Source organism: Nocardioides sp. J54 (genome assembly GCF_000519005.1).
Taxonomy (GTDB): domain Bacteria; phylum Actinomycetota; class Actinomycetes; order Propionibacteriales; family Nocardioidaceae; genus Nocardioides.
The window spans coordinates 43,623-54,396 of record NZ_JAER01000031.1 but is presented as its reverse complement, the minus strand read 5'-3'; the positions used below and the strand labels follow the sequence as shown (position 1 = coordinate 54,396).

Genomic DNA, 10,774 nt, shown 5'->3' with positions numbered 1-10,774 from the left:
CACCGGCGGGAGGGCAGCGCCGGGGCGCCTCGCACCTCAACCACCGGCGGGAGGGCAGCGCCGGGGCGCCTCGCACCTCAACCACCGGCGGGAGGCCGGTGCCGCGGCGCCTCGCACCTCGACCACCGGCCGGGCCGCACCTCGAGGAACCCCGCCCGGCCCGGTGGTTGAGGTGCGACGAGCGCCAGCGAGGAGCCTCGAAACCTCCGGGCCCACCAGGCTTAGGTGCGGCGCACCGTCCGGCGAGAAGGCCTCGCGATGATTCCGGCGCCTCCGACGAGTCCTCCTGTCCGTGAAGCTCCTCCTCACCTCCGGTGGCGTGACCAACCCGAGCATCCGGCAGGCGCTGGTCGACCTGCTGGGCAAGCCGGTCGAGGAGGCGCACGCGCTGTGCATCCCGACGGCCATGCACGGGCACCCGCAGGTCGAGCCGGCGCTGACGTGGCAGTTCGTGGCGGGGCGGTCGGACAACCCGATGGTCGACCTGGGCTGGGCGTCGGTCGGGCTGCTGGAGCTGGCGGCGCTGCCGAGCATCGAGCGCGAGCGGTGGGTGCCGTGGGTCGAGCAGGCCGACGCGCTGCTGGTGGCGGGCGGGGACGTGCTCTACCTGTGCCACTGGGTGCGGGAGTCCGGGCTCGCCGACCTCCTGCCGGGGCTCACGGACACGGTGTGGGTCGGCCTCAGCGCCGGCAGCATGGTGCTGACGCCCGAGGTCGGGGACGACTTCATCCAGTGGCGACCGCCGTCCGGGGACACCAGCACGCTGGGCCTCGTCGACTTCTCCATCTGCCCGCACCTCGCACCGGAGGGGCGACCGGGCAACACGCTGGCCGAGGCGGAGGCGTGGGCGGCGGCGATCTCCGCGCCGGCGTACGCCGTCGACGACCAGACCGCGTTCCGGGTCGTCGACGGCGAGGTCGAGGTGGTCTCGGAGGGGACGTGGCACCAGCTGCGCCGAGCCACGCCCTGAGAACCCTCTCGCGACCTGTCGGCCGCCACCACTACCCTCCTCCGGGGAGGTCCCATGACAGGCGGTGAAGCAGAGGCGACGGCGCGTCCGGCCCTGCCCCGGGTCGACCTCGTGCGGGTCGCCGGCATCGCGGCCTTCGTCCTCGCCCTGGCGGCGTACGTGCAGTACAAGGGCCTGCCGCGGCAGGGCTACCAGGTCGTCATCATCCTGTGGCTCGCCACCGTGGTCTGGGACATCCGCCGGCCGCTGCGCGAGCACGTCGCGTTCATCAGGGACTGGTGGCCGCCGTTCGCGGTGCTGCTGTTCTACCTCTACAGCCGCGGCGTGTCCGACGACCTCGGCATCTTCAGCGTCCACTACAGCGAGCCGATCGAGGCCGACCGCTGGCTGTTCGGCGGCGTCCTGCCGACGCAGTGGCTGCAGGAGCAGCTGTGCGGGGTGCCGTGCCGGCAGTCCCTCCCGCCGGCCTGGTACGACGTCGTGCTGACCACCGTCTACTACTCGCACTTCTTCGCCGCGCTCGCGATCGGCGCCGTGCTGTGGAAGCGCAACCGCGACGCGTGGGTGCACTACATGCGGCGCTACCTGGTCATCATCTCGGCGTCCGTCGTCTGCTACGTCCTCTACCCGATGGCGCCGCCGTGGATGGCCGCGCGCGACGGCTACATGACCGACGACGTCGCCCGGATCACCGGCCGCGGCTGGTTCGACCTCACCGCCTCGACCGGCAGCACGACGACCGCGCACCAGAACGTCTCCGCGATCGGCAACCAGGTCGCGGCGATGCCGTCACTGCACTCGGCGCTCGCGATCTTCATCGCCTGGTGGGCGATCACCCACTTCACCAGCAGGTGGCGCTGGACGGTGCTGCTCTACCCCGCCAGCATGCTGTTCTCGCTCGTCTACTACGCCGAGCACTACGTCGTCGACGAGATCGCCGGCGCCCTGCTGGTCGCGGTGGTCGTGGCCGGCTGGAGCCGGTGGGACCGCCGGCGCGCACGCCGTGCCGCTGCCACCGTCACGGGCAGCAGCGCCGATGGCGACGAGGGCGGGGACGAGGACGGGCTCAGCCCCGACCGACGTACGGCATCCCTGTCGCCATGATCGTCATCGTCGGCACGCTGACGTCGAGCGGCAGCCGGGCCATGGCGAAGACGGCGTCCGCGACGTGCTGCGGGTCGAAGGTCGGCTCCGGCCGGACGGAGCCGTCGGCCTGACGGGCGCCGGTCGCGATGCCGGCGGTCATCTCGGTCGCGGCGTTGCCGATGTCGACCTGCCCCACGGCGATGTCGTGGGCGCGCCCGTCGAGCGCGAGCGCCTTGGTCAGCCCGGAGATCGCGTGCTTCGACGTCGTGTACGCCGCACTGCCGGGCCGCGGGACGTGCGCCGAGATCGACCCGTTGTTGATGATCCGCCCGCCGCGTGGCTCCTGGCGCTTCATCTGCCCGAAGGCGGCCCGGGCGCAGAGGAACGAGCCGGTCACGTTGACCGCGAGGGTGGCCGCCCAGTCGTCGACGGCCACGTCGTCGACGTCGCCGGAGGGCCCGAAGGTGCCGGCGTTGTTGACCAGCAGGTCGACCCGGCCCCACTCCGCGACGACCGCGGCGAACGCGGCCTCGACCTGGCCGGGGTCGGCGACGTCGGTCGGCAGCACCAGCGCCGAAGCCAACGGTGCGGCTGTCTCCTCGAGGGTGGCGCGGGTGCGGCCGAGCAGCGCGACGTCGTGCCCGGCCTCCCCGAGGGCGCGGGCGACCACCCGGCCGAGGCCGGAGCCGGCACCGGTGACGACGGCGACCGGCACGTCAGACGAGCTGCCGCGACAGGGCGGCGTGCCGGTTGACGTCCTTGTAGAGCAGGTAGCGGAACCGACCGGGACCGCCGGCGTAGCAGGCCTGCGGGCAGAAGGCGCGCAGCCACATGAAGTCGCCCTCCTGCACCTCGACCCAGTCCTTGTTGAGCAGGTAGACGGCCTTGCCCTCGAGGACGTAGAGGCCGTGCTCCATCACGTGCGTCTCCGGGAACGGGATCGCTCCGCCGGGCTCGAAGCTCACGATGTTGACGTGCATGTCGTGGCGCACGTCGTTCGGGTCGACGAAGCGCTGGGTCCGCCACGCGCCGTTGGTGCCGGGCATCTCGCCGCCCTCGACCTCGGTCTCGTTGGTGACGAAGGCCTCCGGGACGTCGATCCCCTCGACCCGCTGGTAGGCCTTGCGGATCCAGTGGAAGCGCGCGACCTGGTCGCTGGTGTTGTGCAGCGTCCAGGCGCAGCCCGGCGGGAGGAACGCGTAGCCGCCGGGGGTGAGGTCGTGCTTCTCACCCTCGATCGCCAGCGTCAGCGCGCCCTCGACGACGAAGAGCACGCCCTCGGCGCCGGGGTCGAGCTCGGGCTTGTCGCTGCCGCCGCCGGGCGAGACCTCGACGATGTACTGCGAGAAGGTCTCCGCGAAGCCGGACAGCGGCCGGGCGATCACCCACAGCCGGGTGCCCTCCCAGAACGGCAGGTTGCTGGTGACGATGTCGCGCATCGTGCCGCGTGGCAGGACGGCGTAGGCCTCGGTGAACACCGCACGGTCGGTGGTGAGCTCGTGCTGGCCCGGGTGGCCGCCCGTCGGGGCGTAGTAGCGGGGCTGGTCAGGCTGGGCGGACTGGTCGGCCATCGGGTCAGGCTCCTCCTCGGGTCAGCAGCCGGCCCTGCGGCGCGGCGTCGATGTCGATCTTCGCGCCGCGCAGCCAGGTCGAGCGGACGACGCCCGCGAGCGGCCGGCCGTGGTACGGCGTGACGGCGTTCTTGTGGTGCAGCTTGGCGACGTCGACCACGAAGGCGTCGTCGGGGGCGAAGACGCAGAAGTCGGCGTCGTAGCCGAGCTCGATGCTGCCCTTGCGCTGCAGGCCGGCCTGCCGGGCCGGGGCCTGGGACATCCAGCGGGACACGTCGACGAGAGAGAAGCCGCGACGGCGGGCCTCGGTCCACACCGCCGACAGGCCGAGCTGGAGCGAGGAGATGCCGCCCCACGCGACGCCGAAGTCGCCGGTGTCGAAGCACTTGAGGTCCGGCGTGGACGGCGAGTGGTCGGAGACGACGAGGTCGATGACGCCCTCGCGCAGGCCCTCCCACAGCAGCTCGCGGTTGGCGGCCTCGCGGATCGGCGGGCAGCACTTGTACTGCGTCGCTCCGTCGGGGATCTCCTCGGCGGCGAAGGTCAGGTAGTGCGGGCAGGTCTCGGCCGTGATCCGCACCCCGTCGCGCCGGGCGGAGGCGAGCATGGCGAGCACGTCGGAGCTGGAGACGTGCAGGATGTGCACCCGGCAGCCGGTCCAGCGGGCGAGCTCGATGACCTGGGCGACGGCGAGGTTCTCCGCGCCGCGCGGGCGGCTGTGCAGGAAGTCCTCGTAGGTCTCGCCGTGCGGGTCGGGCGCCCGCTCGATCGCGTGGGTGTCCTCGGCGTGCACGATCATCAGCCCGTCGAAGGACTGGATCTCGCGCATCGCCTCCTCGAGCTGGTCGGGGTCCAGGTGCGGGAACTCGTCGACGCCGGAGTGCAGCAGGAAGCACTTGAAGCCGAACACCCCGGCGTCGTGCAGGCCGCGCAGGTCGGGCACGTTGCCGGGGATCGCGCCGCCCCAGAAGCCGACGTCGACGAACGCCTGGCTCTCCGCGGTCTTGCGCTTGAGCTCCAGCGCCGGGACGTCGCAGGTCGGCGGGATGCTGTTGAGCGGCATGTCGACGATCGTGGTGACGCCGCCGGCGGCCGCGGCGCGGGTGGCGGACGAGAAGCCCTCCCACTCGGTGCGGCCGGGGTCGTTGACGTGGACGTGCGAGTCGACGACACCGGGCATGAGCAGCTCGTCGTCACCGAGCTCGAGCACCTCCGGGGCCTCGAGGCCGGACGACAGCGGCTCGATCGCGACGATCGCGCCGTCGCGCACGCCGATGCAGCGGGCCACCTCGCCGTGCCGGGCCACGACGCGCGGCGCGCGGATCACCAGGTCCAGGTCGCGGTCCATGGGCTCACCCTCCGGGACTTCCACATTTCGGAATGTCATTTCTGTTCTCTGAAAATTACGCCGGGCGCTTCGCGCCGGTCAAGAGGTCTGCGCCCGCGGCCGCGACGACCGGGGTGCACTGCCGGCCGAGGCCGCTGACCTCAGCCTCCACCACCTGTCCGGGCCGGAGGAAGGGCCGCGGCTCGGGACGTCCGGCAGCCACGCCGCCGGGGGTGCCGGTCAGCACCAGGTCGCCGGGCTCGAGGGTCATCAGCGTGCTCACGTAGGCGAGCAGCTCGGCGACCCCGAAGGCCATCCGCGCCGTCGTGCCGCGCTGCCGGCGCTCGCCGTCGATCCACAGCTCCAGGCGCAGGTCCTGGGGGTCGGGCACCTCGTCGGGCGTGACCAGCCAGGGGCCGACGGGCGTGAACGTGTCGGCGCACTTGCCCTTGGCCCACGTCGGGCCGGCGGCGATGCGCGAGCGCTCGCTCACGTCGTCCGCGGTGACGTAGCCGCCGACGGCGGCGAGCGCCTCCTGGGGGGAGGAGCAGCGGCTGAGCCGGCTGCCGACCACGACACCGAGCTCGACCTCGTGGTCGCTGGTCTCCGAGCCCGGCGGCAGCTCGATCGCGTCGAACGGCCCGGACACCGTGGTCGACGGCTTGAGGAAGACAACGGGCTCGTCGGGGATCGCGGCCCCCGCCTCCTCGGCGTGGTCGACGTAGTTGAGCCCGATGCCCACCACCTTGCCCGGCCGGGCGACGGGGGCGCCCACCCGCAGGCCGTCGGGAACGACGGGCAGCTCGGCGGACGCGAGCGCCTGGCGGACCACCCGCAGCCGCACCGGGTCGGCGAGCAGGGCGCCGTCGACGTCGGCCACGACCGCGGACAGGTCGCGCAGCACGCCGTCGGCGTCGAGGCCGGCGGGCCGTTCGTGGCCCGGTGGGCCGATGCGCAGCAGCCTCATGCGTTCTCCTCGATCAGGACGAGTCGGTCGGTGGCGATCTGCTCGCCGAGCTGCTCGAGCAGGGTGGCGCCGTCGGTCAGGCAGCGCTGGAGGTCGGGCTCGACGTCGGCCAGGGCGTAGGCCGTGCCGATGCCTGCGGCCCCGAGCCGCCCGGGGTCGAGCCGGTTCACGCCGCAGACCGCGACGACCGGGACACCGGCACGGGTGGCAGCGGCGGCGACGCCCGCGGGCGCCTTGCCGTGCAGGGTCTGCTCGTCGAGCGCCCCCTCGCCGGTGACGACGAGGTCGGCGCCCGCGAGGCGCTCGCCGAAGCCGACGAGCTCCAGCACCAGCTCGATGCCGGAGCGCAGCTCGGCGCCGAGCACGGCCAGGGCCGCGAAGCCGACACCGCCGGCGGCGCCGGCGCCGGGCCGGTCGCGCACGTCGGCGCCGGCGCTGGTCGCCACGACGTCGGCCCAGCGGGCGAGTGCGGCGTCGAGGCGTCGTACCTGCCCTGGGTCGGCACCCTTCTGCGGGCCGTAGACCGCGGCCGCGCCGTGCGGGCCGGTGAGCGGGTTGTCGACGTCGCAGGCCACGGTGACCGTGACGCCGTCGAGCCGGTGCCGCAGGCCGTCCAGCTCGAGCCGGTCGACGTGCTCCAGCCCGGCGCCGCCGTCGGCGACGTCGCTGCCGTCGGCGGTGAGCAGCCGCGCGCCGAGACCGCGGAGCAGGCCGGCACCGCCGTCGGTGCTGGCGCTGCCGCCGATCCCGAGGACCACCCGGCGGCAGCCCGCGTCGACCGCGGCTGCGAGCGCCTGGCCCGCGCCGAGGCTGGACGCGCCGAGCGGGTCGGGCGCGCCGGGCAGCCGGACGAGGCCGGCGGCGTCGGCGAGCTCGACCACGGCGAGATCGCCCCGCCGCGCGTACGACGTGCGCACGGGCTCCCCGGTCGGGCCGGTCACGGTGACCGGGACGAGGTCGAAGCCCGCGGCCGCCGCAGCGGCCAGGGTGCCGTCGCCGCCGTCGGCCACCGGGGCCGAGTCGACGACGGCGTCCGGGACGACGCGCCGAATGCCGGCGCCCACCGCCGCCGCGACGTCGGCGGCGGTGAGCGATCCCTTGAACTTGTCGGACGCGATCAGGACCCGGGGCACGGCACGGTCCCGATCAGTCCAGCGGGACGAGGGCGGTCGGGGCGTGCTCGCCGCGCTCGGCCAGCTCCTCGAACTCCACGACACCGTCGATCTCCAGGCCCATCGACACGTTGGTGACGCGCTCGAGGATGACCTCGACGACGACGGGGACGCGGTACTCCGCCATCAGCGCCTTGGCCTTCTCGAAGGCGGCACCGAGGTCGGCGGGGTCGGTGACCCGCAGCGCCTTGCAGCCCAGGCCCTCGGCCACCTTGAGGTGGTCGACGCCGTAGCCGTTGACCTCGGGGCTGTTGACGTTGTCGAAGGACAGCTGCACGCAGTAGTCCATCTCGAACCCGCGCTGCGCCTGGCGGATCAGGCCCAGGTAGGAGTTGTTCACGACGACGTGGATGTAGGGGATGTTGAACTGCGCCCCGACGGCCAGCTCCTCGAGCAGGAACTGGAAGTCGTAGTCACCCGACAGTGCCACGACCTGGCCGTCCGGGTCGGCGGTGGCGACGCCGAGCGCGGCCGGCAGGGTCCAGCCCAGGGGGCCGGCCTGGCCGGCGTTGATCCAGTGCCGCGGCTTGTACACGTGGAGCAGCTGGGCAGCCTGGATCTGCGACAGCCCGATCGTGGTGACGTAGCGGGTGTCTGCGCCGAAGGAGCGGTTCATCTCCTCGTAGACCCGCTGCGGCTTGATCGGGATCTCCTCGAAGTGCGTCTTGCGCTGCATCGTGGCCTTGCGGTCACGGCACTGCTCGGCCCAGTCGGCGCGGTCCGCCAGCTGGCCGGCGGCGGCACGCTCGCGGGCGACCTCGACGAGGACCTCCAGCGCGGCCTTCGCGTCCGAGACGATGCTGTAGTCGGGGGCGAAGACCCGGCCGATCTGGGTCGGCTCGATGTCGACGTGCACGAAGGTGCGGTCCTTCGTGTAGGTCTCGACCGAGCCGGTGTGGCGGTTGGCCCACCGGTTGCCGATGCCCAGGACGAAGTCGCTCGCCAGCATCGTCGCGTTGCCGTAGCGGTGCGAGGTCTGCAGGCCGACCATCCCGGCGTTGAGCGGGTGGTCGTCCGGGATGGTGCCCCAACCCATCAGGGTCGGGACGACCGGGACGCCGGTGACCTCGGCCAGCTCGACGAGCAGGTCGGCGGCGTCGGCGTTGATGACGCCGCCCCCCGCGACGATGAGCGGGCGCTCCGACGCGGCCAGCATGTCCAGCGCCCGGGCCGCCTGGGCCTTCGTCGCTGCGGGCCGGCTGACCGGCAGGGGCTCGTAGGTCTCGATGTCGAAGTCGATCTCCGCCTGCTGGACGTCGATCGGCAGGTCCACCAGGACCGGGCCCGGGCGGCCCTCGCGCATCAGCTGGAAGGCCTTCTGGAAGGTGCCGGGCACCTGCGCCGGCTCCATCACGGTGACCGCCATCTTCGTCAGCGGGCGGGCGATGGAGGCGATGTCGACGGCCTGGAAGTCCTCCTTGTGCAGCTTCGAGACCGGCGCCTGGCCGGTGATGCACAGGATCGGGATCGAGTCGGCGGACGCCGAGTAGAGCCCGGTGACCATGTCGGTGCCTGCGGGGCCCGACGTGCCGATGCAGACGCCGATGTTGCCGGCCTTCGCCCGGGTGTAGCCCTCGGCCATGTGCGAGGCAGCCTCGACGTGGCGGGCGAGCACGTGCTTGAGCCCGCCGTGCTTGCGCATCGCGCTGTAGAACGGGTTGATCGCGGCGCCGGGCAGCCCGAACAGCTGGGTGGCGCCCTCCTTCTCCAGGATCAGGACGGCGGCGTCGACCGCGCGCATGCGTGCCATGTCAGTTCTCCCGTCCGCTCAGGCGCTCGACCCCGCGCAGCAGGCCGGAGTGGTCCAGGCCGCCGTCACCGTTGGCCTTCGCGCTCGCCATCAGCTGCGCGACCAGCGCACCCAGCGGCGCGACGACGCCCGCCTCGCGGGCGGCCGCGGTGACGATGCCGAGGTCCTTGTGGTGCAGCTCGATGCGGAAGCCGGGCTGGAAGGAGCGGGTCAGCATGTTCTCCTTCTTCTGGTTCAGCACCGCCGAGCCGGCCAGGCCGCCGCCGAGCACCTCGAGCGCGGCCTTGGTGTCGACGCCGTACGCCTCGAGGAAGACGACGGCCTCCGCCAGCGCCTGGATGTTCGCGGCGACGATGAGCTGGTTGGCGGCCTTGACCGTCTGGCCGGCACCGCTGGGGCCGACGTGGACGACGGTCTTGCCGACCACGTCGAAGACCTCGCGTGCTGCCTCGAAGTCGTCGGCTGAGCCGCCGACCATGATCGACAGCGCCGCGTTGCGCGCGCCCGCCTCACCACCGGAGACGGGGGCGTCGAGGAGGCGGAAGCCCTTGTCCTGCGCCTGCTCGGCGAGGGCGGCGGTGACGTCGGGCCGGATGCTGGAGAAGTCGATGACCAGGGTGCCGGGCGCGGCGTTCTCGAAGACACCGCCCTCACCGGCCAGCACGGCCTCGACGTCGGGCGAGTCCGGGACCATCACGCAGACGACCTCGGCGCCCTGCACGGCGTCGGCGATCGAGTCCGCGGCGCGGCCGCCCACCTCGACGAGGGGCTGGGTCTTCTCGGGGGTGCGGTTGTAGCCCGCCACGGTGTGGCCGGCGCTGGCCAGGTGGACGGCCATCGGGCTGCCCATGATGCCGAGGCCGATGAAGGCGATGTTCGTCATGGTGTCTCTCCTCTGGGGACGGGGGTCAGTGGGTGGCGGCCGCGGCGGAGCGACGCTCGCGCGGGAGCCAGCCGAAGCTGTCGGCGGAGGTGGTGGCCGGCTTGTACTCGAGGCCGACCCAGCCGCGGTAGCCCGCGGCCTCGAGGGCCGTGAGCTGGCGCTCGAGCGGTAGGTCGCCGGTGCCGGGCTCGTTGCGGCCGGGGGCGTCGGCGATCTGGACGTGCGCGACGCGGGCCGCGTGCTGGGCGATGACGGCATCGACGTCGTCGCCGTTGACCGCGAGGTGGTAGAGGTCGGCCAGCAGGCCGATGTTGGCCTCCCCCGCCCGGTCGACCACGGCGAGCGCGTCGGCGGCGGTGAGCAGCGGGTAGCGGTCCGCGCCGCTGACCGGCTCGACGAGCACGGTGCCGCCGATGCGGGCGGCGGCGCGGGCGGCCAGGGCGAGGTTCTCGGCACCGAGCTCGTCCTGCTCCTCGGCAGCCACCCCGTCGACGCGGTTGCCGTAGAGGGCGTTGAAGGCGGTGCAGCCGAGCTGCTCGCCGATGCCGACGGTCACGTCGATGTTGTCGCGGAACTCGGCCGATCGGGCCGGCCAGGAGACCAGGCCCCGGTCGCCGCCGGGCATGTCGCCGGCGAAGAAGTTGAGGCCGACGAGCTGGACATCGGCGGCGCGCACCGCAGCGACGAAGGCGTCGACGTCCTTGTCCGCGGGCACGGCCTCGGCGAACGGCCACCAGAACTCGACGGCGTCGAAGCCGGCCGCCTTGACCGCCGCCGGCCGCTCGAGGAGGGGCAGCTCGGTGAACAGGATCGAGCAGTTCACCTCGTACCGGAGCTGGTGCGTCATCTCGAAGTCCTTTCTTCCGTAATGCGGAATCAGTTTTCTGATATTCGGAATGCTACGGACGTGACCGTGGTCACGTCAAGCCCCCGCCGCGAATCCGGCCGGAGCCGGAAACCCGCGTGGGGCAAGGAAAAACCCCGCCCCCGGCACGGGCGTACCGGCGGGGGCGGGGCGCAGGTGGGACGACGGCCGGTGGACGGCCGG

The 10,774-nt window shown here is 73.0% G+C and carries 10 protein-coding genes; 2 read left to right on the top strand and 8 right to left on the bottom strand.

The features are described 5' to 3' along the window. Positions 1-292: 292 nt before the first annotated feature. Both NOCJ54_RS0117370 and NOCJ54_RS26585 read left to right on the top strand, forming a co-directional pair. Positions 293-970 carry a Type 1 glutamine amidotransferase-like domain-containing protein gene (locus NOCJ54_RS0117370; protein WP_028656507.1) on the top strand — a complete coding sequence of 226 codons (678 nt, stop codon included), beginning with the start codon at positions 293-295 and terminating at the stop codon, positions 968-970. Positions 971-1,024: 54 nt separating this feature from the next. Beyond that, positions 1,025-2,074 carry a phosphatase PAP2 family protein gene (locus NOCJ54_RS26585; protein ID WP_051485994.1) on the top strand — a complete coding sequence of 350 codons (1,050 nt, stop codon included), beginning with the start codon at positions 1,025-1,027 and terminating at the stop codon, positions 2,072-2,074. Here the strand turns inward: NOCJ54_RS26585 and NOCJ54_RS0117360 are convergent. The 8 genes from NOCJ54_RS0117360 to NOCJ54_RS0117325 are packed head-to-tail and all read right to left on the bottom strand — an operon-like array spanning position 2,037 to position 10,573. Beyond that, a complete protein-coding gene (locus tag NOCJ54_RS0117360) occupies positions 2,037-2,771 on the bottom strand; it encodes an SDR family oxidoreductase (RefSeq protein ID WP_028656506.1) in 735 nt (244 codons plus the stop codon). The two genes, NOCJ54_RS26585 and NOCJ54_RS0117360, sit on opposite strands and share 38 nt — an antisense overlap. 1 nt (position 2,772) lies before the next feature. Further along, entirely contained in the window at positions 2,773-3,627 is an 855-nt protein-coding gene (locus NOCJ54_RS0117355; RefSeq protein ID WP_028656505.1) for a bifunctional allantoicase/(S)-ureidoglycine aminohydrolase, read from the bottom strand. 4 nt (positions 3,628-3,631) lie between these two features. After that, positions 3,632-4,975 (bottom strand): allantoinase AllB, encoded by a 1,344-nt coding sequence (allB, locus tag NOCJ54_RS0117350; RefSeq protein WP_028656504.1) that lies wholly within the window; start codon positions 4,973-4,975, stop codon positions 3,632-3,634. 55 nt (positions 4,976-5,030) lie between these two features. Further along, entirely contained in the window at positions 5,031-5,921 is an 891-nt protein-coding gene (locus tag NOCJ54_RS26580) for a fumarylacetoacetate hydrolase family protein (protein ID WP_051485993.1), read from the bottom strand. After that, a complete protein-coding gene (locus NOCJ54_RS0117340) occupies positions 5,918-7,054 on the bottom strand; it encodes a glycerate kinase (protein ID WP_028656503.1) in 1,137 nt (378 codons plus the stop codon). Before NOCJ54_RS0117340 ends, NOCJ54_RS26580 begins: the two co-directional genes overlap by 4 nt. A gap of 13 nt (positions 7,055-7,067) precedes the next feature. After that, the gene (gcl, locus tag NOCJ54_RS0117335; RefSeq protein ID WP_028656502.1) at positions 7,068-8,843 is read right to left on the bottom strand and encodes a glyoxylate carboligase; all 1,776 of its coding nucleotides are present in this window, start codon (positions 8,841-8,843) and stop codon (positions 7,068-7,070) included. A 1-nt stretch (position 8,844) separates the two neighbouring features. Further along, a complete protein-coding gene (locus NOCJ54_RS0117330; RefSeq protein ID WP_028656501.1) occupies positions 8,845-9,726 on the bottom strand; it encodes a 2-hydroxy-3-oxopropionate reductase in 882 nt (293 codons plus the stop codon). A gap of 25 nt (positions 9,727-9,751) precedes the next feature. Then, positions 9,752-10,573 (bottom strand): hydroxypyruvate isomerase family protein, encoded by an 822-nt coding sequence (locus NOCJ54_RS0117325; RefSeq protein ID WP_028656500.1) that lies wholly within the window; start codon positions 10,571-10,573, stop codon positions 9,752-9,754. Between the last annotated feature and the right edge of the window lie 201 nt (positions 10,574-10,774).

Coding starts and splice junctions, on each gene's coding strand:
- NOCJ54_RS26585 (WP_051485994.1), top strand. CDS start 1,025: ATGACAGGCGGTGAAGCAGAGGCGACGGCGCGTCCGGCCCTGCCCCGG.
- NOCJ54_RS0117355 (WP_028656505.1), bottom strand. CDS start 3,627: ATGGCCGACCAGTCCGCCCAGCCTGACCAGCCCCGCTACTACGCCCCG.
- allB (WP_028656504.1), bottom strand. CDS start 4,975: ATGGACCGCGACCTGGACCTGGTGATCCGCGCGCCGCGCGTCGTGGCC.
- NOCJ54_RS26580 (WP_051485993.1), bottom strand. CDS start 5,921: ATGAGGCTGCTGCGCATCGGCCCACCGGGCCACGAACGGCCCGCCGGC.
- gcl (WP_028656502.1), bottom strand. CDS start 8,843: ATGGCACGCATGCGCGCGGTCGACGCCGCCGTCCTGATCCTGGAGAAG.
- NOCJ54_RS0117330 (WP_028656501.1), bottom strand. CDS start 9,726: ATGACGAACATCGCCTTCATCGGCCTCGGCATCATGGGCAGCCCGATG.
- NOCJ54_RS0117325 (WP_028656500.1), bottom strand. CDS start 10,573: ATGACGCACCAGCTCCGGTACGAGGTGAACTGCTCGATCCTGTTCACC.